This window comes from Pseudomonas sp. LS_2, from assembly GCF_042709235.1.
In the GTDB taxonomy this organism is placed as follows: Bacteria; Pseudomonadota; Gammaproteobacteria; order Pseudomonadales; family Pseudomonadaceae; genus Aquipseudomonas.
In genome coordinates, this window is record NZ_JAVAYC010000039.1 from 1 (window position 1) to 22,452 (window position 22,452).

Consider the following 22,452-nt stretch of genomic DNA (forward strand, 5'->3'; position numbering starts at 1 on the left):
CGCTTCGCGGGTAAACCCGCTCCCACATTTGTTGCAACGTGCCTATGCCTGATAGGCCATGGTTGACCGCCTTGTTTGTTCGACGCGGTTTCGCGGTTGACACATCCGCCGCCCCGCTATGTGCCGACATGCACCAAAGGCTGACAACCATGGCCTTACAGGCCATGGCACGTTGCAACAAATGTGGGAGCGGGTTTACCCGCGAAGCGCCGCGCGGGCGGCGCTCGATCTTGAGGACGCTGCCAAGCTCAAGCGCACACCCCGCAAACACCCTCTATTTGGGATAAAGCGGCGGCAAACTCCCACCATCCCCAGCCGGCGCCAACACCTGCTCAGCCGGCGGAATAATCCCAATCGCCCGCCACAGTTCATCGCCATGCCAGTTCTGCCCGCTCTCGCTATACAACGCCCCATTCAACCCATCCAGCGCATCCGACAACGGCACGAACCGCGCCGCCATCTCTGCCAGCGTCTGCGGTTGCTGGCGAGCCCAGGCATCCAGGGCCTGTCGCGTGGCGTGCGGGTCGTTGGCCTGGCAGGCGCGCTTGAGGTCGTCGAGCAACGTACGAGGGCTCGGGCCACTCTGCGCCGCACGCAACACCGCCGGCCGCGAGCGGGCGCGCCACCACAGGGTGAAGCCGAGCAGGGTGCTCAGGGCGAGAACCAAGGTCGCCAGTTGCCAGGGCCACAGCAAGGTCGAACCTGTGTTGGCGGCACCAACCGGGGTGTCGGCGCTCAGTGCCGGGTTGTCTTCCACGTTCAAGCTGCGCGCCGGCAAGCTGCTTTGTTCCAGGTGGTCCTCGCGGGTGTTCCACCAGGTGATCTCCAGTGCGGGCAGCTGCAGGTTGCCGCTGTGGGTCGGCACCAGGGCTTCGCGCTCCTCGCGGTTGGCGGTCATGCCGCGGTCGCTGATTTCGTTGCGCAGTACCGGCTGGTCCGGGTAGCGCCGCACGCCGCGCGCTTCGGTGGCTGGCAGCGGCGGCAATTGGGTGCTGGACAGGCCCTCGGCGCGCAGGGTGACGCTGCGGGTCAGGGAGTCGCCGATTTGCGTTGGCTGGGTGCTCGGGTCAGGGTTCCAGCGCTCATCCAGGCTCAGGCTGCGTGCTGGCAACCACGGCAGGTGGGTTGGCCAGGCATCGGGAATGGCCCGCACCCGCAGATGCAAGGGTAGCGAGCTGACCTGCACCTGACGGCCGACTCGCGCGGTGCCGGGGGTGGGTGGGGTGCTGTCTGCGGCAGTGGCGGTGAAGGTCAGCGGCGGGATCTCGAGGCTGCCGCTTTGCAGTGGATAGATCGCATAGCGGGTTTCGATCACGCCATGGCGCACGCCGTTGATTTCCTTTTCGTAGGTGCGTGACTCGCCCAACGGCTCGACCTTGGCGCCCTCGAGCTGCAAGGGGCTGAGGTTGCTGTCGTCGTACAGCGACACTGAATGGTAGATGCGCAGGGTCAGCACCGCCTGGGCCTGGACGTACACCTCGGTATTGTCCAGGGCCGCTTCGATGAATACCTGCGAGGCGTTTTCCGGGCGGTTGGCGTCCGGTTGCAGCACCTGCAGTTCAATGGCCTGGCTGCGTGACTGCCCCAACGGCAACTCGGGAATGCGCAAGCTGCCGCTGCGCTTGGGCAGCAGGGTGATGATCCAGCGCGTGCTGGCGCGGGTCTCGCCGTCCAGGGTGTGCAGGCTGTTGAGCTGGCGGGTGCCGCGCACCTCGAAGTCGCCCTCGAGGGCGCTCAGGTCGGGCTTGCCGAACAGCGTGACGTCCTGGCTTTCCAAAGTCAGCTCGAGGGTTTCGCCGGCTTGCACCCGAGTACGGTCGATGCTGGCCTGCAGCGCGGGTTGCGCCTGGGCCAGGGTGAGCCAGAAGAGGCTCAGGAGAAGGACGCCGAGGCGACTCATCGTGGGGTTTCCTGATGCAGTTGCTGTTCGTACCAGAACTTGCGTCGCAACAGCTGGGCCGGGTTGTCGGGAATTTCCCGCAACCATTGTTCCAGGGCCTGGCGCTGTTCGGCGTCCAGGGCGGTCGAGGCCGGTCGCGACGGTGGCTGGGTGACGCTGTCGTCATCGCCGGACGGGTTACCGGGTGGTGCCTGGTTGTTCTGCGCGCTCTCACCCGCCTGCTCGGCCTGCTGGGCCTGCTCGTCATTGCCCGGCGTGCCCTGGTTGGGGTTGCCGGTGGAGCTGCTGTTGCCGTCGGTGTCGCTGCCCGGCGTGCCTTGGGCATCGCTGCCGGAGGGTTGTTCCTCGGCCTTGGCCTGGCGTTGTTGCAGGGCCTGCTCGACCAGCGCTTGGTTGTCCAGCGCCGCTTGCAGGTCGGGCTGGTACTCCAGGGCCTGGTCGTAGGCGTCCAGCGCAGCTTCCAGTTCGCCGGCACGGGCCAGGGCATTGCCTCGATTGTAGTGCGCTGCGGCATCGTTGCCCTGGGCGAAGGCCTGGGCGGCGGCGGCAAAGTCGCCGGCCTGGTACAACGCCACGCCCTGCCATTGCGGATTCTCGAAGTGCCGGGCGGCCTCGGCGGGACGCTGCTGCTCCAGCAGTTGCTGGCCGCGTTGGTCGGGGCGCCACCACAGGTCCTGGAATTCGAAGGCCTGGCTTGGCTGCGGCAGGGCCAGCAGCAGCGGCAGGCAGAACAGCCAACCGCGTCGGCCGGCGCAGGCGGCCAGCAGCAACAGGGGCAGCAACAGCCAGTAGCCCTGGTCGGCCCAGCTGTCCAGTTGCAGGGTCTGGCCATCGCTGCGCAGGGTGTGCGGGTTGTCGAACAGGCCAAGTCCGCGCAGGTCGAGGTCGTCGATACGGGCATGGCGGTAGCGCCCGCCGGTTTCGCTGACGAAGCGCCTGAGCGCGGTGCTGTCCAGGCGCGGCACCAGGATGCCGCCCTGGGCGTCCTTGAGGAATTCGCCGTTGGCCTGGCGCACCGGCGCGCCATCCGCACTGCCCACGCCCAACATCAGCAGCGGCGGGCCTCGGCGGCCCAAGGCCTGGCGGATGCCCTGCTGCTCCTGCGGGCTCAAGGCCGAGCCGATCAACAGCAGGCGACCCTGACCCAGGCCACTCTGGGCCAGTAGCGCCAGGCCCTTGCGCACGGCCAGGTCGGCGCGCTGGCCGGGTTGCGGCATGATCGACGGGTCGATGGCCTCGAGCAGGTTACGGGTGGTGCCCAGGTCGTCCGACAGCGGCACCAGGGTATGCGCGCTACCGGCATAGACCACCAGTGCGGTCTGGCTGTCGCGGCGGTGTTCGAGCAGGTCGAGGATCTTGCGCCGCGCTTGCTCCAGCCGATAGGGCGGGCTGTCCTCGGCGAGCATCTGCGGGGTCAGCTCGAGCAGGATCACCAGTGGGTCGGCTGGGCGCTGGCGGGTTTCTTCCAGGCGCTGCCAGCTTGGGCCGAGCAGGGCCAGCACTACCAGCAGCCAGGCCAGGCCCAGGGCGACCCAGGGCAGCTTGCTGGTACTGCCCGTACCGCCGCCCAGCAGCACGCTGTGAAACGCCTGCGGCAGAATCAACTGCCAGCGCCCGGCGCGTTTGCGCCGGTGCCACAGCTTGAACAGCAGCCAGCCCAGCAACGGCACTACCAGCAGCCACAGCGGGCGCAGCCAATGCGGCCACAAGTCGATCATCGCCGCCTCCTCAGGCGCAGGCGCCTCAGGCGTTCGCGCCATTGCGGGTGGGGTTGCAGGAAGCGTGGTCGGCGTAGCAGGCGTTGCAGCAGGTTGTCCGGCCACTGCACGGCAATCACCAGCAATACGCTAAGCAGCAGTGCCAGCGCCAAGGGCCAGGCATACAGGGCCTTGGCGGTGCGGGCCTGGGTCGGCTGCTGGGCCACCGGCTCCAGTTCGTCAAGGGTATCGCCGATGGTACTGAGCTCGGCGCCGTCATGGGCACGGAAGTAGCTGCCCTGGGTCAGCTCGGCGATTTCCCTGAGCGAGGCTTCGTCCAGGTCCAGGCTCGGGTTCAGGCCCAGCAGGCCAGGGGTGCCGCTGGCCTCGGGGTCGGCACCGATGCCGATGGTGTAGATGCGTACCCCTTCCTGGGCGGCCAGGCGCGCGGCGGTCAGGGGGTGGATCTGCCCGCCGTTGTTGGCGCCGTCGGTGACCAGTACCAGTACCCGGCTCTGCGTCGGGCGCTGGCGCAGGCGCTTGACGGCCAGGCCGATGGCGTCGCCGATGGCGGTGTTCTTGCCGGCGATGCCGATCTGCGCTTCGTCGAGGAAGGTACGCACGGTGCGTCGGTCGAAGGTCAGCGGGGCTTGCAGGTAGGCTTCGCTGCCGAACAGGATCAAGCCGACCCGGTCGCCCTCGCGGTCCTGGAGGAAGTCGCCGAGCAGCGCCTTGACCAGTTCCAGGCGGCTGAGCTCGTCGCCTTGCCATTGCATGTCGGGGAAGTCCATGGAGCCGGACACATCCACCGCCACCAGCAGGTCGCGGCCGCTGGCGGCCACCGGTACTGGCTCGCCCAGCCACTGCGGACGGGCTGCGGCCAGCAGCAGGAGCAGCCAGATCGCCAGGAACGGCGCCTGTTGGCGCCAGGTCGGCAGGTTCAGGCGGGCGCGGCGTCCAGCCAGGCCTTCGAGCTCGTTCAGGAAGCCCACCTTGAGCATCGGCTCGCCACTGTCGGCGGCCGGCAGTACCAGGCGCATCAGCCAGGGCAGCGGCAGCAGCAGGAAAATCCACGGCCAGGCCAGTTCAAACATGCTTGCGAATCCAGGTGTCGACCGCCTGGGCCAGCCCGGCGATGGCTTTGTCGTCAAGCTTGCACTCGGGCTTGTAGGCGCCTTCTACCAGCACCATCCAGCGGGTCAGCCCGGCGGCCGGGCAGCGGTTGTCGAGAAATGCCAGCCATTGGCGGCCGTTGAGGGTATGGCTGTTGGCACCCGGGTAGTGGCTACGGCACAGGCGCTTGAGCAACGCGTTGATCTGTTGCAGCCAGGCACCTGCCGGGGCGCCGTCGTAGGGGCGTGGCAGACGGGCCAGCTCGGCCAGCGCCTCCAGACGCACCGGGTCCAGCGGTATCTCGGTGCGCACGATGCGGCGCTTGCCCGGCCGCCAGCGACGCAGGCGCCAGAGGCCCCAGCCGAGCAACGGCAGCACCACCAGCAAGGCCCACCAGCCGGGGGCCGGGGGCCACAGGCCGATGGGCGCCGGGGCGATCAAGGGTTGCAACTGGTCGAGCGGGTTCATTGGCCGCTCCCCGGGCGCTGGTTGAGGTACTCGCGCAACTGCTCGATCATTTCGCTCTGGGTACTCAGCGGCATCAGCAGCACCCGCAGTTTTTGCGCCAGCAGCTCCCAGCGCTCGATGCGCGCCTCGGCTTGCTGGTGATAGAGCTGGCGCAGGTTGGCGTCCAGGGTGTCGAGCTCCAGCTGCGCGCCGCGCTGGGCGAAGCGCAACAGGCCGGCGGCGGGCAGGGCATGGTCGAGCGGGTCGGACACCGGTAGCAGCAGCAGGTCGCAGTGTCGCGAGAGCATCGCCAGGTGCTGCTCGACGGCAGGGGTCAAGGCGCGCTCGTCGCAGATCACGATGGCCAGGCTGCCGGGGCGCAGCACTTCGCGGGCACGGCGCAGGGCCAGGCCCAGGCTGTCGAGCTGGGGCTTGGCCTCGGTGTGCAGCGACTGGTTGACCTTGGCCAGGCGATTGAGCAGTTGCAGCAGGCTCTGCTTGCTGCGCCGGGGCTTGATTTCGTGATGCTCGTGGTCGCCGAATACCAGGCCGCCGATGCGGTCGTTGTGGCCCAGCGCAGCCCAGCCGAACAGCGCGGCGGCCTGGGCGGCGAGCACTGACTTGAACATCAGCCCGGAGCTGAAGAACAGCCGCTGGCTCTGCTCGACCAATATGAAGATGGGCCGCTCGCGCTCTTCGTGGAACAGCTTGGTATGCGGCTCCTGGGTGCGCGCGGTGACGCGCCAGTCGATGTTGCGTACATCGTCACCGGCCTGGTACACGCGCACTTGGTCGAAGTCCACGCCGCGGCCCCGCAGCTTGGAGTGGTGCAGGCCCACCAGCGGGCTGCGCTGGCCGGGCCGCGAGAACAGCTGGATCTCGCGAACGCGGTGGCGCATGTCGATCAGCTCGGTCAGGCCGATGCGGATGCCGGGTTCGGCCAGTGATGGGGTGGGCATCGGGTCAGGCGACGGCGACGACGTCGAGGATGCGCTGCACGACGCGGTCCTGGTCGATCCCGGCCGCTTCCGCCTCGAACGACAGGATGACCCGGTGGCGCAGCACATCGAACAGCACCGCCTGGATGTCCTCGGGGCTGACGAAGTCGCGCCCGGCCAGCCAGGCGTGGGCGCGCGCGCAGCGGTCCAGGGCGATCGAGCCGCGGGGGCTGGCGCCGTAGGCGATCCAGTCGGCGAGCTCGGCGTCGAACTTGGCCGGGGTGCGGGTGGCCATCACCAGTTGCACCAGGTATTCCTCCACCGCATCGGCCATGTACAGGCCGAGGATTTCCTTGCGCGCGGCGAAGATCGCCTGCTGGCTGACCTGGCGCTCGGGCTTGACCTCACCGCCCAGCGCCTCCCCGCGTGCCTGCTGGAGAATACGCCGCTCCACGGCCGCGTCGGGGAAGCCGATTTTCACGTGCATCAGGAAGCGGTCGAGCTGGGCTTCGGGCAAGGGGTAGGTGCCTTCCTGCTCGATCGGGTTCTGCGTGGCCATCACCAGGAACAGCGGCGACAGCTCGTAGGTGCTGCGGCCCACGCTGACCTGGCGCTCGGCCATGGCCTCGAGCAGCGCCGACTGCACCTTGGCCGGCGCCCGGTTGATTTCGTCGGCCAACACCAGGTTGTGGAAGATCGGCCCTTGCTGGAACACGAAGCTGCCGGTCTCCGGGCGGTAGATCTCGGTACCGGTGATGTCGGCCGGCAACAGGTCGGGGGTGAACTGGATACGATGGAACTGCGCCTCGATGCCCTCGGCCAGTTCCTTGATCGCTTTGGTCTTGGCCAGGCCTGGTGCACCTTCGACCAGCATGTGGCCATCGGCGAGCAGGACGATCAGCAGGCGCTCGACGAGCTTTTCCTGCCCAAGGATCTGGGAGGAAAGAAAGGTGCGCAGCGCGATCAGCGCTTCACGGTGTTCCATCGTGGACGGTTCCTGGGAATAGGCCGGGCGTGGCAGCGGCTGCCGCCCAGGCAGGGGTTGATACTTTAATCCATCCGGGCCTGTGGCGACCAATGCAGGTGTGGAAATTTCTCACGGGCAAACGCTGCTTTTCCCCGGTTTCAGGGTTTTCCTACCGGTTTGGCAGGTCGCGCTTATTCCTTCGCCAGTTTGTTTCACCTTCTTCTCGAGGCTTTACATAAGGAGGTGTCGACATGCCGCAAGCGACTGATCCGTTGCGCCCGGCGCAAACCGTCAACGTGCGCGCAGGTATTTTTTTCGATGGCACGGGCAACAACCTGGCCAACAGTCTGGCCAAGAACCTGGAAGGGGCGCGCGTGGGCAGCTACGCCGCTGCCCCGAGCAACGTGGCGTTGCTGTATCGACTGTACGCCGGCGATGCGAGCGGGGTGCTGGACCCTGGCGGCACGCTCTGCTTCAGGTTCTACATCGAGGGTGTCGGTACCGCAGAGGGGGAGGACGATATGCTCCGCGGCCTGCTCACCGGACGTGGCCAAAGCGGTGTCGAGGCCCGTGTGGGCCAGGCGATGCAGCAGTTTGGCCGGCAATTGCGCGCCTGGCTCGGCGAGCACCCGCAGGTCGAGCTCGGTCGTATCGAGTTCGACTTGTTCGGCTTCAGCCGTGGCGCGGCGGCAGCCCGGCACCTGGCCAACGACTTGCGCAAGGGGCCAGACAGCCTGCTCGGTCGGGATTTGGAACGCCAGGGTAGGCTTGAGTGGAAACGCCGGTTGTCGATTAACTTCATTGGCCTGTTCGACACCGTGGCGGCCATCGTCGCGCCGCTGGCCGGCAACTTCAGCCCAGCCAATGACCAGTACGAGGGGCTGGCACTCGAACTCGACGAGACGCTGGCATATCGGGTGGTGCAACTGGTGGCGCAGGATGAGGGGCGACACAACTTTCCTTTGGTCGCAACCCGGTGGGACATTCCCTTGCCGGGCGCCCATTCCGACATCGGCGGCGGCTACCAGGTGCGCGAGCAGGAGCAGCAATACCTGTGCAAACCCCGCTCCAACCTGGTTTCGGCAAGCACGCCGGTAGAGCGGACCCGTGCCTACGCCGAGGTGCTTGGGTTGCTCGATGGCCTTGAGTGCAAGGAAGGGCAGGTCGTCACCTGGGAAGAACCGCTGCCTGCGTCTGCGCACAAGCACGAGGGGCCGGAAAAACGCGCCTACGCGGCGCTGTACCGGGAGCGCGAGGTACTGGGGCACCTGTCACGCATCTATCTGCGGATCATGCAGCAACTGGCGGTCGACAGCGGCGCGCCATTGGCCGTGCTGGAGGAGGCCGACCCGTTGCACGAGCTGCCCGACGAGCTTCGGGACATCAGCCGCAAGTTGCATGACTACGCCTTTGGCCTGACTGACCACACCGGCTTGACCTCTGAGGAACAGGGGCTGCTGCGCGCGCGCTACATTCACAGTTCGGCGCACTGGAACCCCTTCAAGGGCCTGCGCAACAGCGAGCTGGACGCGCTCTACATCGACCGCCCCGCCGCTGCGGGTCGGCTGGTGCATGGCCTTACAGCTCGCTGACGTAGGTGCCGGTGCCGTCGAGGATGTTGCGCAGCGTCAGCTCCACTTCTTCCAGGTCGCTGCCGGAGGAGGTCAGCAGGATCTCCAGCTGTTCATCGCCCTTGAGCGCGTCGCGGTCGCCTGCGGCCACTTCGATCAGCAGCCGCGAGGCGCTCAGGGTGACCTTCAGCCCGTCGAGGGTCGAAGGTTCGTCATCCAGGGTCAGGTCGACCGTGTCTTCGTCCGGGTAACGGGTAAGCAGGAACATCTGGCCCTTGTCACTGTGGCAGCACAGGGTCGCCATGTTGTCTTCCTCGTCATCGCAGGGGGTGGCGAAGAGCAGGGCGGTTTTCAGTTGCATGGCGGGCTCGGGTCAAGGAAATGAAATGCGATTCTGCCAGTGTCGGCAGGCGTAAGAAACGCAATGTTACCGCCCCTTGACCGAATATGTCGCAGCGCTGCAAGCCGTGATGACCACTCAGTCGTTAAGCTGCCCAGTCGATGGTCACCCGTAAAGACACAGCCTGGCGCAGTCGTCTTTGCAGATGCCCATTCCTGGAACGATGGACGTGTAGGTCACGTCCGACGCCTGGTTTCATGTCTTCCGACCCAGGGTTGGCTATCGTTGAACCCTGGACGGTGGACGCACGCGACGCTTCACCTATAACAAAGCCCAAGCGGAGTACCACAGATGGCGTTCTTCACCGCAGCCAGCAAAGCCGACTTCCAGCATCAACTGCAAGCGGCCCTGGCGCAGCACATCAGCGAACAGGCACTGCCACAAGTGGCGCTGTTCGCCGACCAGTTCTTCGGCATCATCTCTCTGGACGAACTGACTCAGCGCAGGCTTTCCGACCTGGCCGGCTGCACCCTGTCGGCCTGGCGCATCATCGAGCGCTTCGACGCCGCCGAGCCCCAGGTGCGGGTCTACAACCCCGATTACGAACGCAACGGCTGGCAGTCGACCCATACCGTGGTCGAGGTGCTGCACCATGACTTGCCATTTCTGGTGGACTCGGTTCGCACCGAGCTGAACCGCCGTGGCTACAGCATCCATACCTTGCAGACCACCGTGCTGAGCGTGCGTCGCGGTGCCAAGGGCGAGTTGCTCGAGCTGCTGCCCAAGGGCAGCCAGGGCGAGGGCGTGCGCCACGAGTCGTTGATGTACCTGGAGATCGACCGCTGCGCCAATGCGACCGAACTGAACGTGCTGGCCCGTGAAATCGAGCAGGTGCTGGCCGAAGTGCGGGTGGTGGTCGCCGATTTCGACCCGATGAAGGCCAAGCTGCGCGAGGTCGTCGGGCTGGTCGAGCAGACCCCCTACGCGCCGGTCCAGCATGACAAGGCCGAGGTCACCGCGTTCCTGGAGTGGCTGCTGGACAACCACTTCACCTTCCTGGGCTATGAAGAATTCACCGTCCAGGGCAACGCCGAAGGCGGCCAGATGGTCTACGACGAGGCGTCGTTCCTGGGCTTGCCGCGCCGCCTGCGGGTGGGGTTGACCGCTGAAGAGCTGCGTATCGAAGACTACGCGGTCGCCTACCTGAACGAGCCGCTGTTGCTGTCCTTCGCCAAGGCCGCGCTGCCCAGCCGCGTACACCGCCCGGCGTACCCGGACTACGTGTCGATCCGCCAGCTGGACGCTGACGGCAAGGTCATCAAGGAGCACCGCTTCATGGGCCTGTACACCTCCTCGGTGTATGGCGAAAGCGTGCATGCCATCCCTTACATCCGCATCAAGGTGGCCGAGGTCGAGCGTCGCTCCGGCTTCGATCCGAAGGCTCACCTGGGCAAGGAACTGGCCCAGGTGCTCGAAGTGCTGCCACGCGACGACCTGTTCCAGACCCCGATCGACGAACTGTTCAGCACCGCCATGTCGATCGTGCAGATCCAGGAACGCAACAAGATCCGCGTGTTCCTGCGCAAGGACCCGTACGGCCGTTTCTGCTACTGCCTGGCCTATGTACCGCGGGAAATCTACTCCACCGAGGTGCGCCAGAAGATCCAGCAGGTCCTGATGGAGCGCCTGAAGGCCAGCGACTGCGAGTTCTGGACCTTCTTCTCCGAGTCGGTGCTGGCGCGCGTGCAACTGATCCTGCGGGTCGACCCGAAGAACCGCATCGACATCGACCCGCAGCAGCTGGAAAACGAAGTGATCCAGGCCTGCCGTTCGTGGCAGGACGACTACGCTGCACTGGTGGTGGAGAACTTCGGCGAGGCCCAGGGCACCAACATCCTCGCCGACTTCCCCAAGGGCTTCCCGGCCGGTTACCGCGAGCGCTTCGCCGCGCACTCGGCGGTGGTCGACCTGCAGCACTTGGTGGCGTTGAACGAAAGCAAGCCGCTGGCCATGAGCTTCTACCAGCCGTTGACCCAGCTGGGTGAGCGTCAGCTGCACTGCAAGCTGTATCACGTCGACACCCCGCTGGCGCTGTCCGACGTACTGCCGATCCTGGAAAACCTCGGCCTGCGGGTGCTCGGCGAGTTCCCTTACCGCCTGCGCCACGCCAATGGCCGCGAGTTCTGGATCCACGACTTCGCCTTTACCTACAGCGAAGGCCTGAGCCTGGATATCCAGCAGCTCAATGACACCCTGCAGGATGCCTTCATCCATATCGTCCAGGGCGACGCCGAGAACGACGCCTTCAACCGCCTGGTGCTGACCGCCGGCCTGCCATGGCGCGACGTGGCGCTGCTGCGTGCCTACGCCCGCTACCTCAAGCAGATCCGCCTGGGCTTCGACCTGGGTTACATCGCCAGCACCCTGAACAACCACACCGACATCGCCCGCGAGCTGACCCGGTTGTTCAAGACCCGCTTCTACCTGGCGCGCAAGCTGACCCAGGATGACCTGGACGACAAGCAGCAACGCCTGGAACAGGCCATCCTCAGCGCCCTGGACGATGTCCAGGTGCTCAACGAGGACCGTATCCTGCGCCGCTACCTGGACCTCATCAAGGCCACCCTGCGCACCAACTTCTACCAGCCGGACGCCAACGGGCAGAACAAGTCGTACTTCAGCTTCAAGTTCAACCCGAAGCTGATCCCCGAGCTGCCCAAGCCTGTGCCGAAGTTCGAGATATTCGTCTATTCGCCGCGCGTCGAAGGCGTGCACCTGCGCTTCGGCAACGTCGCCCGCGGCGGCCTGCGCTGGTCGGACCGCGAGGAAGACTTCCGCACCGAAGTGCTGGGCCTGGTCAAGGCGCAGCAAGTAAAGAACTCGGTGATCGTGCCGGTCGGCGCCAAGGGCGGTTTCCTGCCGCGTCGCCTGCCGTTGGGCGGCAGCCGCGACGAGATCGCCGCCGAGGGCATCGCCTGCTACCGCATCTTCATCAGCGGCCTGCTCGACATCACCGACAACCTCAAGGACGGCGGCGTGGTGCCCCCGGCCAACGTGGTGCGCCACGATGACGACGACCCCTACCTGGTAGTGGCGGCCGACAAGGGCACCGCGACGTTCTCCGACATCGCCAACGGCATCGCCATCGACTACGGCTTCTGGCTGGGCGACGCCTTCGCCTCCGGCGGCTCGGCCGGCTACGACCACAAGAAGATGGGCATCACCGCCCGTGGCGCCTGGGTCGGCGTGCAGCGCCACTTCCGCGAGCGCGGCATCAATGTGCAGGAGGACCCGATCACCGTGGTCGGCATCGGCGACATGGCCGGCGACGTATTCGGCAACGGCCTGCTGATGTCCGACAAGCTCAAGCTGGTGGCGGCATTCAACCACCTGCACATCTTCATCGACCCGAACCCGGAGCCGGCCAGCAGCTTCGCCGAGCGCCAGCGCCTGTTCGACTTGCCGCGCTCGGCCTGGACCGACTACGACACCAGCATCATGTCCGAAGGCGGGGGGATCTTCCCGCGCAGTGCCAAGAGCATCGCCATCAGTCCGCAGATGAAGGAGCGCTTCGACATCCAGGCCGACCGCTTGACCCCTACCGAACTGCTGCATGCCTTGCTGCAAGCGCCGGTGGACCTGCTGTGGAACGGCGGCATCGGCACCTACGTCAAGGCCAGCAGCGAAAGCCATGCCGACGTCGGCGACAAGGCCAACGACGCGCTGCGCGTCAACGGCAACGAGCTGCGCTGCAAGGTGGTGGGCGAGGGCGGTAACCTCGGCATGACCCAGCTGGGCCGCGTCGAGTTTGGCCGCAACGGTGGATCGGCCAACACCGACTTCATCGACAACGCCGGTGGCGTGGACTGCTCCGACCACGAGGTCAACATCAAGATCCTGCTCAACGAAGTGGTGCAGGGTGGCGACATGACCGAGAAGCAGCGCAACCAGCTGCTGGGCAGCATGACCGACGAAGTCGCATCCCTGGTGCTGGGCAACAACTACAAGCAGACCCAGGCGCTGTCCCTGGCAGCCCGCCGCGCGCGCGAGCGGATCGCCGAATACAAGCGCCTGATGGCTGACCTCGAGTCGCGTGGCAAGCTCGACCGCGCCATCGAGTTCCTGCCGTCCGAGGAGCAACTGGCCGAGCGCCTGGCCGCAGGCCAAGGCCTGACCCGTGCCGAGCTTTCGGTGCTGATCTCCTACAGCAAGATCGACCTCAAGGAACAACTGCTCAAGTCGCTGGTGCCGGATGACGAGTACCTGACCCGCGACATGGAAACCGCGTTCCCGCCGTCGCTGGTCAGCAAGTTCGCCGAGGCCATGCGTCGTCACCGCCTCAAGCGCGAGATCGTCAGCAACCAGATCGCCAACGACCTGGTCAACAACATGGGCATCACCTTCGTACAGCGCCTGAAGGAGTCCACCGGCATGAGCCCGGCGAATGTCGCAGGTGCCTACGTGATCGTGCGTGACATCTTCCACCTGCCGCACTGGTTCCGTCAGATCGAGGCCCTGGACTACCAGGTTCCGGCCGAGATCCAGCTTGCCCTGATGGACGAGCTGATGCGCCTGGGCCGCCGCGCTACCCGCTGGTTCCTGCGCAGCCGTCGCAACGAGCAGGATGCCGGCCGTGACACTGCGCACTTCGGGCCGAAGATCGCCCAGCTGGGCCTGAAGCTCGATGAGTTGCTCGAGGGCCCGACCCGCGAGCGCTGGCAGCAGCGCTACCAGGGTTATGTCGAGGCCGGGGTGCCGGAGCTGTTGGCACGTATGGTCGCAGGCACTTCGCACCTGTACACCCTGTTGCCGATCATCGAGGCCTCGGATGTCACCGGCCACGACCCGGCGCAGGTGGCCAAGGCGTTCTTCGCCGTGGGCAGCGCGCTGGACCTGACCTGGTACTTGCAGGAAATCAGCAACCTGCCGGTGGAAAACAACTGGCAGGCCCTGGCCCGCGAGGCGTTCCGCGACGACATCGACCTGCAGCAGCGCGCCATCACCATTTCCGTGTTGCAGATGACCGACGCACCGGAAGACATGGATGCCCGCGTGGCCCTTTGGGCCGAGCAGCACCGGGTGATGGTCGAGCGCTGGCGCGCCATGCTCGACGACCTGCGCAACGCCACCGGCACCGACTATGCGATGTACGCGGTGGCCAACCGCGAGCTGGTCGACCTGGCGCTGAGCGGGCAGTCGGTGGTGATACCGTCCTGAGCCTTGCGCTGAAATGAAAAAGCCCCGGCAGTGATGCCGGGGCTTTTTTGTGGGCTTGTGCCAGCAGGCCTGGCCCTTTCGCGGGTAAACCCGCTCCTACAGGGTTTACCGCTGGCCTGTGGGGGCGGGTTCACCCGCGAAAGCAAGGGCCGCCGAGGCTACTTGAACCGCCGCTCCACGCCTTTTTCCACCAGGATCTTCGCGGAAATCTCCTCCACCGAGAAATGCGTGGAGTTGATGTTGGGAATGTTTTCCCGGCGGAACAGGTTCTCCACCTCGCGCACCTCGAATTCGCACTGGGCAAAGCTGGAATAGCGGCTGTTGGGCTTGCGCTCGTGGCGGATGGCGGTGAGGCGGTCGGGGTCGATGGTCAGGCCGAAGAGCTTGTTGTGGTGCTTCTTCAGCACGGCCGGCAGTTGCAGGCGCTCCATGTCGTCCTCGGTCAGCGGGTAGTTGGCCGCGCGGATGCCGAATTGCATGGCCATGTACAGGCAGGTGGGCGTCTTGCCGCAGCGCGACACGCCGACCAGGATCAGGTCCGCCTTGTCGTAGTAGTGGGTGCGGGCGCCATCGTCGTTGTCCAGGGCGAAATTGACCGCCTCGATGCGCTCCATGTAGTTCGAATTGCCGCCGATTGAATGGGACTTGCCCACGGAATACGACGAATGGGCGGTCAATTCCTGTTCGAGCGGGGACAAAAACGTCGAGAAGATGTCGATCATGAAGCCGTTGGAGGTGGCCAGGACCTCGCGGATGTCCTGGTTGACGATGGTGTCGAAGATGATCGGGCGCACTCCGTCGCGTTCGGCCGCCGTGTTGATTTGCTGGACCATGGTCCGCGCCTTGTCGAGGGTATCGATGTAGGGGCGGGTGAATTTGTTGAACGGAATGCTATCGAATTGCGCAAGCAGGCTTTGGCCCAGGGTTTCGGCCGTGATACCGGTACCATCGGAGATGAAGAACGCAGTTCGTTTCATTTGTACCCTGAGCCTTAAGCTGCCGAATGTTTCTGGATATGATAGGTTCGGTTTGCCGAATGTGTTCGTTCGGCATTCTGCCACATTTTGCGAACCTATTTTCCAGGTCCAGGCCACAAGCGCCCGGCCCAGTCGGCAGAGCCGGCAGGCGAGCGCCCTTGAGCTTTTCCAACACAGTTAGTGGAGAGATCACCTTGGTTGAGTACGTAGTTTCCCTCGATAAGCTCGGCGTCCATGATGTGGAGCATGTGGGGGGCAAGAACGCATCCCTGGGCGAGATGATCAGTAACCTCGCAGGCGCCGGTGTCTCGGTGCCAGGCGGCTTTGCCACTACGGCCCAGGCGTACCGCGATTTTCTCGAGCAAAGTGGCCTGAACGACCGCATCCATGCGGCGCTCGATGCACTGGACGTCGATGACGTCAATGCCCTGGCCAAGACCGGCGCGCAGATCCGCCAGTGGGTCATGGAGGCCGACTTCCCGGCGCGCCTGGACGCGGAAATCCGCACGGCCTTCGCCGCGATGTCCAACGGCAACGACAACATGGCCGTGGCCGTGCGCTCCTCGGCCACCGCTGAAGACTTGCCAGACGCGTCCTTCGCCGGTCAGCAGGAAACCTTCCTCAACATCCGTGGCGTCGACAACGTGATCCGTGCGGCCAAGGAAGTGTTCGCCTCGCTGTTCAACGACCGCGCCATTTCCTATCGCGTGCACCAGGGCTTCGACCACAAGCTGGTGGCCCTGTCGGCTGGCGTCCAGCGCATGGTGCGTTCGGAAACCGGGACCGCTGGCGTGATGTTCACCCTCGACACCGAATCGGGCTTCCGCGACGTGGTGTTCATCACCGGCGCCTACGGCCTGGGTGAAACCGTGGTGCAGGGTGCGGTCAACCCTGACGAATTCTATGTGCACAAGCAAACCTTGCAGGCTGGTCGTCCGGCGATCCTACGCCGCAACCTGGGCAGCAAGGCGATCAAGATGGTCTACGGCGAAGAAGCCAAGGCCGGTCGTTCGGTCAAGACCGTCGAGGTCGACCGCGCCGAGCGTGCACGCTTCTGCCTGAGCGATGCCGAAGTCAACGAGCTGGCCAAACAGGCGATGATCATCGAGCAGCATTACCAGCGCCCGATGGACATCGAATGGGCCAAGGATGGCGACGATGGCAAGCTGTACATCGTCCAGGCACGTCCCGAGACCGTGAAAAGCCGCTCCAGCGCCAACGTCATGGAGCGCTACCTGCTGAAGGAAAAGGGCACCGTGCTGGTCGAGGGCCGTGCCATCGGCCAGCGCATCGGCGCCGGCAAGGTGCGGGTAATCAACGACGTTTCGGAAATGGACAAGGTCCAGCCGGGCGACGTGCTGGTCTCCGACATGACCGACCCGGATTGGGAGCCGGTGATGAAGCGCGCCAGCGCGATCGTCACCAACCGCGGCGGGCGTACCTGCCACGCGGCGATCATCGCCCGTGAACTGGGTATTCCGGCTGTAGTCGGTTGCGGCAACGCCACCCAGGTGTTGAAAGATGGCCAGGGTGTCACCGTTTCCTGTGCCGAAGGCGATACCGGCTTCATCTTCGAGGGCGAACTGGGCTTCGACGTCAAGCAGAACTCGGTCGACGCCATGCCGGAGCTGCCGTTCAAGATCATGATGAACGTCGGCAACCCCGACCGCGCCTTCGACTTCGCCCAGCTGCCTAACGAAGGTGTGGGCCTGGCACGCCTGGAGTTCATCATCAACCGCATGATCGGCGTGCACCCCAAGGCGCTGCTGAACTATGCCGGCCTGCCAGCCGACCTGAAAGAAAGCGTCGACAAGCGCATCGCCGGCTACAACGACCCGGTCGGCTTCTATGTCGAGAAGCTGGTCGAGGGCATCAGCACCCTGGCGGCGGCCTTCTACCCGAAGAAAGTCATCGTGCGCCTGTCAGACTTCAAGTCCAACGAGTACGCCAACCTGATCGGCGGCAAGCTGTACGAGCCGGAAGAAGAGAACCCGATGCTGGGCTTCCGTGGCGCCTCGCGCTACATCAGCGAGTCGTTCCGTGACTGCTTCGAACTCGAGTGCCGCGCCCTCAAGCGTGTGCGCAACGAGATGGGGCTGACCAACGTCGAGATCATGGTGCCGTTCGTGCGCACCCTGGGCGAAGCCAGCCAGGTCGTCGACCTGCTTGCCGAGAACGGCCTGGCCCGTGGCGACAACGGCCTGCGCGTGATCATGATGTGCGAGCTGCCGTCCAACGCGATCCTCGCCGAAGAGTTCCTCGAGTACTTCGATGGTTTCTCCATCGGCTCCAACGACCTGACCCAGCTGACCCTGGGCCTGGACCGCGACTCGGGGATCATTGCCCACCTGTTCGACGAGCGTAACCCTGCGGTCAAGAAGCTGCTGGCCAATGCCATTGCCGCGTGCAACAAGGCCGGCAAGTACATCGGCATCTGCGGCCAGGGCCCGTCGGACCACCCGGACCTGGCCAAATGGCTGATGGAGCAGGGCATCGAAAGCGTGTCGCTGAACCCGGACTCGGTGCTCGAGACCTGGTTCTTCCTCGCAGAGGGCCAGGGCGCAGCCTGATGCGCTGAACGCGGGGGCGCCCCGTGGCGCCCCCGCCCGGTTTCACCCAGGGCGAGTTCCAGCAATGGACCCCGCCCTTTTTTCGTCCAGAACCTATGCAAAGCAGCAGCACCCTTTTTCCCGTGGCCCTGCTCAGTGCCGAGCGCCGCGGCGACCTCAGCGAAGACGTGTACCGGATCAAGGCCGGCAACAGCCCCGACGCCAGCGTCGAATTGGCCGTGACCCGCCTGGGCCTGGCAGACCAGGGCGGTGCCCACGGCGTGCCGGTGATTCTTTTGCACGGCAGTTTTTCCAACCGGCGCTTCTGGTATTCGCCCAAAGGCATTGGCCTGGGCGCGTACCTGGCTCGTGCCGGTTTCGATGTGTGGATACCCGAGATGCGTGGCCACGGCCTGTCGCCGCGTAATCGCCAGTGGCGGGACAACTGCGTGGCCGACTATGCCCGTGACGACTTGCCGGTGATCGGCGCGTTCGTGCGCGAACAGTCCGGCCAGGTGCCGCACTGGGTCGGCCATTCGCTGGGTGGCACCACGCTGGCTGCAGCCCTCGGCGGGGGGTACCTGGAGCCAGGCCTGGTCGCCAGTGTGGCGCTGTTCGGCACCCAGGTCAGCCGCGTCTACTGGCCGCTGAAGGTGCCGCCAGTGGTGTGGGGCGCACGTGCCGTGCTCAAGCGCTTCGGCCAGTTGTCCGGGCCGCGCTTCAAACGCGGCCCGGAGGACGAGCCGATCGGCCTGGCCCTGGAAAGCCTGCGCTGGCATGGCCTGTTCGGGCGTTTCGGAGTGAAGGGCAACGACTGGTGGGCGGGGCTTGCCGAGGTCGATGTACCCGTATTGGCAGCGGCCGGTGGCGGTGACTTCCAGGACCCAGTGTGGGCCTGTCGCAAGCTCTACGAGCAGCTGGGCGGCTCGCGCAAGCAGTTCGTGCGCCTGGGGCGCGAGGAAGGTTTCGAGGCCTTCGGGCACGTCGATATGCTGGTCAGCAAGAAGGCGCAGGCGCAGGTGTGGCCGCTGGTCGAAGGCTGGCTGCGCGACCCGCTGGCGCCGGTGCAGGGGGCTGTGTTGGAGGCGCCGGTGGCGGTGGTGCCCGGCTGAGAACATTTGTTGGCCTCCTCGCGCCAGCCCGCTCCGACAGCGTCACGCTGTGCCGGTAAGGGCTTGCCCGCGAAGAGGCCAGTGGCTGCACTACCGACCTGACTGTGTGGTCTCAGATGGCTGGAACCGCTTCCAGGGTGTAGCCTTGCCCTCAACCCGTTTTCGTCATGACTGACAGGAGCTTCCCATGCAGCATTACGTAACCCCCGACCTGTGCGACGCCTACCCGGAACTGGTTCAGGTGCTGGAGCCGATGTTCAGCAACTTCGGCGGTCGCGACTCCTTCGGCGGCCAGATCGTCACTATCAAGTGCTTCGAGGACAATTCCCTGGTCAAGGACCAGGTCGAGCTGGACGGCAAGGGCAAGGTGCTGGTGGTCGACGGTGGCGGTTCCCTGCGTCGCGCCCTGCTGGGCGACATGCTCGCCGAGAAGGCGGCGAAGAACGGCTGGGAAGGGCTGGTGATCTATGGCTGCGTGCGTGACGTGGATGTGCTGATCCAGACCGACGTCGGTGTGCAGGCCCTGGCCAGCCACCCGATGAAGACCGACAAGCGTGGCATCGGCGACCTTGATGTCGTGGTGACCTTCGCCGGGGTCACCTTCCGCCCGGGCGAGTACGTGTATGCCGACAACAATGGCGTGATCGTCTCGCCAAGCCCGCTGAAAATGCCGGAGTGACGCGCTGCGCGCTGATGGAGCTTTGATGTTCGAGGAAGACAACGCGCAATGGGGCCTGGTCCATGCCCTGGTGCTCGACGGCAAGGGTGGCGCGCGCTCGATCGCCCGCACCGAACTGGACGACCTGCAACTGCAACCCCAGGAAAGCCTTTGGCTGCACTGGGACCGCAGCCATCCACAGACCCGCTCCTGGCTGCTGCGCGACAGCGGCCTGAGCGCGTTCGCCTGCGAACTGCTGCTCGAAGAGAACACCCGCCCGCGGCTGTTGCCGCTGGCCGATGAGCAGTTGCTGCTGTTTCTGCGTGGAGTCAATCTGAACCCCGGCGCCGAGCCCGAGGACATGGTCTCGGTGCGCATCTTCGCCGAGGCACGCCGGGTGATTTCCCTGCGCCTGCGGCCTTTGCGCGCCAGCGACGAGGTGTTGCAGCAGCTGGACGAGGGCAGGGGGCCGAAATCGGCATCCGAACTGCTGCTGTTGATGGGCGAGTTGCTGACCGAGAAGGTCCAGGCGCTGATCAGCGATCTCTCCGAGGTGGTCGACCTGGAAGAAGAGAAGGTTGAATCCGACGAACGGTATAGTCCAGCGCCGGGCAGCTTGCAGCAGATTCGCCGACGTGCTGCCGGCCTGCGCCGCTTCCTCGCTCCGCAGCGAGATATCTACGCGCAATTGTCGCGGCACAAGTGGAACTGGTTCGCCGATGCCGACGCCGATTACTGGAACGAGCTGAACAACAGCCTGATCCGCTACCTCGAGGAGTTGGAACTGACCCGCGAGCGCGCCGCCTTGCTGCTGGAAAACGAGGACCGCCGGCGCGCCGAGCGCATGAACCGCACCATGTACCGCTTCGGCATCATCACCTGCATCTTCCTGCCCATGAGCTTTGTCACCGGCTTGCTGGGTATCAATGTCGGCGGTATTCCGGGCGCGGACAGCCCTTATGGCTTCCTGTTCGCCAGCCTGTTGGTGCTGGGCTTGGCGGCCGGGCAGTGGTGGTTGTTCCGGCGCTTGCGATGGGTCTAGCGTGGTGCGTGGTTGGCAAAGTGAAACATCCGTCCCACTTTTTGGTGTGACCTATGTTGCACCGGCCTCGTCTCTGACTGACATTGCGCGAGGTGCACATGCACGATCCGTTTGAAGAATCTCTGCGCGACCTGCTCAAGGCGTCGCCGTCCGGCAAGGACCGCGACGACGCTGCTTGCCTGGGTCGTGTGCTGAAAACCGCCAACCGCCAGGTCGGCGTGGGCGATCTGTTCAGCCTGCTGGGCCGCTGGAGCCAGGCGTTGCTGATCGCTGTAAACAATGGCTCGGCGCATGTCGCGCCGGTGCGTCGCACGCCTGCCACTGGCAGAACGAAAGCTGATAAGGCCGATTGAATATGGAACTCGATCTCTGGACCCAGAGCCTGGTCACCGCGATGACCGCCCTTTGGACGAAGGTTGCCAACTTCATCCCCAACCTGTTTGGCGCGCTGGTGGTGGTGCTGCTCGGTTTCGTCGTGGCCAAGCTGCTCGACACCTTGCTTTCCAAGCTGCTCGCGAAATTCGGCCTGGACCGCCTGATGAGCGGCACCGGGCTGACCAAGATGCTGGCGCGAGTCGGCATCCAGGTGCCGATCTCCACCTTGATCGGCAAGATCGTCTACTGGTTCGTGCTGCTGATCTTCCTGGTCTCCGCTGCCGAGTCCCTGGGCCTGGAGCGGGTCTCGGCGACCCTGGACATGCTCGCCCTGTACCTGCCCAAGGTGTTCGGCGCGGCCCTGGTGCTGCTGGCTGGCGTGCTGCTGGCACAACTGGCCAACGGTCTGGTGCGTGGCGCTGCCGAAGGTATCGGCCTGGAGTATGCCGGTGGCCTGGGGCGTATCGCCCAGGGCCTGGTGATCATCATCAGTATCTCGGTGGCCATCAGCCAGCTCGAGGTCAAGACCGACCTGCTCAACCATGTGATCGTCATCGGCCTGATAACCGTTGGTCTGGCCGTTGCCCTGGCCATGGGCCTGGGCAGCCGCGAAATTGCCGGGCAGATCATCGCTGGTATCTACGTGCGTGAACTCTACCAGGTCGGCCAGCAGGTGCAGATTGGCGAGGTCGAAGGGCAGATCGAGGAAATCGGAACGGTGAAAACCACCTTGCTGACCGATGATGGCGAATTGGTGTCATTGTCCAACCGGGCATTGCTCGAGCAGCGAGTCAATAGCCGCTAACCGCACAAAGCTGTTAATGTATGCCGCCGCGAAAACCGGCCCACGGGGCCGAGCGGCGACATTGACCTGACTGTCGGCCAGATCCGTTTTGAATAAAGTCCACTCGCCGCCCATGCGCTATGACCCCCGCGAGCTCACCGACGAGGAGTTGGTGGCGCGTTCGCATGAGGAACTGTTTCACGTCACCCGCGCCTATGAAGAGCTCATGCGGCGTTACCAGCGAACCCTGTTCAACGTGTGCGCGCGTTATCTTGGGAACGATCGGGATGCCGACGATGTCTGTCAGGAGGTGATGTTGAAGGTGCTGTACGGCCTGAAGAACTTCGAGGGTAAATCGAAGTTCAAGACCTGGCTCTACAGCATCACCTACAACGAGTGCATTACCCAGTACCGCAAGGAGCGCCGCAAGCGGCGGCTGATGGATGCCTTGAGTCTGGACCCTGTTGAAGAGGCGTCCGAGGAGAAGGCACCGAAGGCTGAAGAAAAAGGCGGGCTGGATAGATGGCTGGTGCATGTGAACCCGATCGACCGGGAAATCCTGGTGCTTCGATTTGTCGCAGAGCTGGAGTTCCAGGAGATCGCCGACATCATGCACATGGGCCTGAGCGCCACGAAAATGCGTTACAAACGCGCACTCGACAAACTCAAGGAGAAATTTGCAGGTTTGACTGAAACTTAGTGGCCAGCAAATATCTCTAAGCATTCGGCGAGTTCTGCTAGACTTGCCGTCGAGTTGTCCCCCCG

17 protein-coding genes are annotated in these 22,452 nt (G+C 64.9%); 9 read left to right on the top strand and 8 right to left on the bottom strand.

The genetic code is table 11. The features are described from left to right. Window positions 1–274 precede the first annotated feature (274 nt). Genes RAC97_RS22930 through RAC97_RS22955 form a run of 6 tightly spaced genes read right to left on the bottom strand, consistent with a single transcriptional unit; the run spans window position 275 to window position 7,080 of the window. Window positions 275–1,900 (bottom strand): BatD family protein, encoded by a 1,626-nt coding sequence (locus tag RAC97_RS22930; RefSeq protein WP_375101873.1) that lies wholly within the window; start codon window positions 1,898–1,900, stop codon window positions 275–277. Further along, window positions 1,897–3,618, bottom strand: a complete 1,722-nt coding sequence (locus RAC97_RS22935) for a tetratricopeptide repeat protein (protein ID WP_375101874.1) — start codon at window positions 3,616–3,618, stop codon at window positions 1,897–1,899. The genes RAC97_RS22930 and RAC97_RS22935 overlap by 4 nt, the downstream gene beginning before the upstream one ends. Then, window positions 3,615–4,691, bottom strand: a complete 1,077-nt coding sequence (locus RAC97_RS22940) for a VWA domain-containing protein (protein WP_375101875.1) — start codon at window positions 4,689–4,691, stop codon at window positions 3,615–3,617. Before RAC97_RS22940 ends, RAC97_RS22935 begins: the two co-directional genes overlap by 4 nt. Then, the gene (locus tag RAC97_RS22945) at window positions 4,684–5,178 is read right to left on the bottom strand and encodes a DUF4381 domain-containing protein (protein WP_375101876.1); all 495 of its coding nucleotides are present in this window, start codon (window positions 5,176–5,178) and stop codon (window positions 4,684–4,686) included. The genes RAC97_RS22940 and RAC97_RS22945 overlap by 8 nt, the downstream gene beginning before the upstream one ends. Further along, entirely contained in the window at window positions 5,175–6,116 is a 942-nt protein-coding gene (locus RAC97_RS22950; RefSeq protein WP_375101877.1) for a DUF58 domain-containing protein, read from the bottom strand. The genes RAC97_RS22945 and RAC97_RS22950 overlap by 4 nt, the downstream gene beginning before the upstream one ends. 4 nt (window positions 6,117–6,120) lie before the next feature. Then, a complete protein-coding gene (locus RAC97_RS22955; protein ID WP_375101878.1) occupies window positions 6,121–7,080 on the bottom strand; it encodes an AAA family ATPase in 960 nt (319 codons plus the stop codon). A 233-nt stretch (window positions 7,081–7,313) separates the two neighbouring features. On the opposite strand from RAC97_RS22955, the gene RAC97_RS22960 reads away from it, so the two are divergent. Beyond that, window positions 7,314–8,654 (top strand): phospholipase effector Tle1 domain-containing protein, encoded by a 1,341-nt coding sequence (locus RAC97_RS22960; protein ID WP_375101879.1) that lies wholly within the window; start codon window positions 7,314–7,316, stop codon window positions 8,652–8,654. Here RAC97_RS22960 and RAC97_RS22965 read toward each other — a convergent pair. After that, window positions 8,641–8,994 carry a hypothetical protein gene (locus tag RAC97_RS22965; protein ID WP_375101880.1) on the bottom strand — a complete coding sequence of 118 codons (354 nt, stop codon included), beginning with the start codon at window positions 8,992–8,994 and terminating at the stop codon, window positions 8,641–8,643. The two genes, RAC97_RS22960 and RAC97_RS22965, sit on opposite strands and share 14 nt — an antisense overlap. Window positions 8,995–9,324: 330 nt before the next feature. Here RAC97_RS22965 and RAC97_RS22970 point away from each other — a divergent pair, with 330 nt between their 5' ends. After that, window positions 9,325–14,190, top strand: coding sequence for an NAD-glutamate dehydrogenase (locus RAC97_RS22970; protein ID WP_375101881.1), 4,866 nt, complete (start codon window positions 9,325–9,327; stop codon window positions 14,188–14,190). A 158-nt stretch (window positions 14,191–14,348) separates the two neighbouring features. On the opposite strand, the gene RAC97_RS22975 is transcribed toward RAC97_RS22970, so the two are convergent. Beyond that, on the bottom strand, window positions 14,349–15,167 hold the full coding sequence (locus RAC97_RS22975) for a pyruvate, water dikinase regulatory protein (protein WP_275638522.1): 819 nt from the start codon (window positions 15,165–15,167) through the stop codon (window positions 14,349–14,351). A gap of 194 nt (window positions 15,168–15,361) precedes the next feature. Here RAC97_RS22975 and ppsA point away from each other — a divergent pair, with 194 nt between their 5' ends. From ppsA to sigX, 7 genes are all read left to right on the top strand, one after another. Continuing rightward, window positions 15,362–17,737: a phosphoenolpyruvate synthase gene (ppsA, locus tag RAC97_RS22980; protein WP_375101882.1), complete on the top strand. Its 2,376-nt coding sequence runs from the start codon at window positions 15,362–15,364 to the stop codon at window positions 17,735–17,737. Between the two features lie 95 nt (window positions 17,738–17,832). Beyond that, on the top strand, window positions 17,833–18,828 hold the full coding sequence (locus RAC97_RS22985; protein WP_375101883.1) for an alpha/beta fold hydrolase: 996 nt from the start codon (window positions 17,833–17,835) through the stop codon (window positions 18,826–18,828). A 187-nt stretch (window positions 18,829–19,015) separates the two neighbouring features. Then, window positions 19,016–19,507, top strand: a complete 492-nt coding sequence (gene rraA / locus RAC97_RS22990) for a ribonuclease E activity regulator RraA (protein ID WP_375101884.1) — start codon at window positions 19,016–19,018, stop codon at window positions 19,505–19,507. Between the two features lie 25 nt (window positions 19,508–19,532). Further along, window positions 19,533–20,528: a zinc transporter ZntB gene (locus RAC97_RS22995; RefSeq protein WP_375101885.1), complete on the top strand. Its 996-nt coding sequence runs from the start codon at window positions 19,533–19,535 to the stop codon at window positions 20,526–20,528. 98 nt (window positions 20,529–20,626) lie between these two features. Continuing rightward, complete coding sequence (locus RAC97_RS23000; protein ID WP_375101886.1) at window positions 20,627–20,881, top strand: CrfX protein; 255 nt, start codon at window positions 20,627–20,629, stop codon at window positions 20,879–20,881. Window positions 20,882–20,883: 2 nt separating this feature from the next. After that, entirely contained in the window at window positions 20,884–21,708 is an 825-nt protein-coding gene (locus tag RAC97_RS23005; protein WP_375101887.1) for a mechanosensitive ion channel domain-containing protein, read from the top strand. Window positions 21,709–21,820: 112 nt separating this feature from the next. Beyond that, window positions 21,821–22,387: an RNA polymerase sigma factor SigX gene (sigX, locus tag RAC97_RS23010; protein ID WP_375101888.1), complete on the top strand. Its 567-nt coding sequence runs from the start codon at window positions 21,821–21,823 to the stop codon at window positions 22,385–22,387. The last annotated feature ends 65 nt before the right edge of the window (window positions 22,388–22,452 follow it).

Excerpts from the sequence above, each read along its gene's own strand:
- RAC97_RS22930 (WP_375101873.1), bottom strand. The coding sequence starts at position 1,900 with ATGAGTCGCCTCGGCGTCCTTCTCCTGAGCCTCTTCTGGCTCACCCTG.
- RAC97_RS22935 (WP_375101874.1), bottom strand. The coding sequence starts at position 3,618 with ATGATCGACTTGTGGCCGCATTGGCTGCGCCCGCTGTGGCTGCTGGTA.
- RAC97_RS22940 (WP_375101875.1), bottom strand. The coding sequence starts at position 4,691 with ATGTTTGAACTGGCCTGGCCGTGGATTTTCCTGCTGCTGCCGCTGCCC.
- RAC97_RS22945 (WP_375101876.1), bottom strand. The coding sequence starts at position 5,178 with ATGAACCCGCTCGACCAGTTGCAACCCTTGATCGCCCCGGCGCCCATC.
- RAC97_RS22950 (WP_375101877.1), bottom strand. The coding sequence starts at position 6,116 with ATGCCCACCCCATCACTGGCCGAACCCGGCATCCGCATCGGCCTGACC.
- RAC97_RS22955 (WP_375101878.1), bottom strand. The coding sequence starts at position 7,080 with ATGGAACACCGTGAAGCGCTGATCGCGCTGCGCACCTTTCTTTCCTCC.
- RAC97_RS22960 (WP_375101879.1), top strand. The coding sequence starts at position 7,314 with ATGCCGCAAGCGACTGATCCGTTGCGCCCGGCGCAAACCGTCAACGTG.
- RAC97_RS22965 (WP_375101880.1), bottom strand. The coding sequence starts at position 8,994 with ATGCAACTGAAAACCGCCCTGCTCTTCGCCACCCCCTGCGATGACGAG.
- RAC97_RS22970 (WP_375101881.1), top strand. The coding sequence starts at position 9,325 with ATGGCGTTCTTCACCGCAGCCAGCAAAGCCGACTTCCAGCATCAACTG.
- RAC97_RS22975 (WP_275638522.1), bottom strand. The coding sequence starts at position 15,167 with ATGAAACGAACTGCGTTCTTCATCTCCGATGGTACCGGTATCACGGCC.
- RAC97_RS22985 (WP_375101883.1), top strand. The coding sequence starts at position 17,833 with ATGCAAAGCAGCAGCACCCTTTTTCCCGTGGCCCTGCTCAGTGCCGAG.
- rraA (WP_375101884.1), top strand. The coding sequence starts at position 19,016 with ATGCAGCATTACGTAACCCCCGACCTGTGCGACGCCTACCCGGAACTG.
- RAC97_RS22995 (WP_375101885.1), top strand. The coding sequence starts at position 19,533 with ATGTTCGAGGAAGACAACGCGCAATGGGGCCTGGTCCATGCCCTGGTG.
- RAC97_RS23000 (WP_375101886.1), top strand. The coding sequence starts at position 20,627 with ATGCACGATCCGTTTGAAGAATCTCTGCGCGACCTGCTCAAGGCGTCG.
- RAC97_RS23005 (WP_375101887.1), top strand. The coding sequence starts at position 20,884 with ATGGAACTCGATCTCTGGACCCAGAGCCTGGTCACCGCGATGACCGCC.
- sigX (WP_375101888.1), top strand. The coding sequence starts at position 21,821 with ATGCGCTATGACCCCCGCGAGCTCACCGACGAGGAGTTGGTGGCGCGT.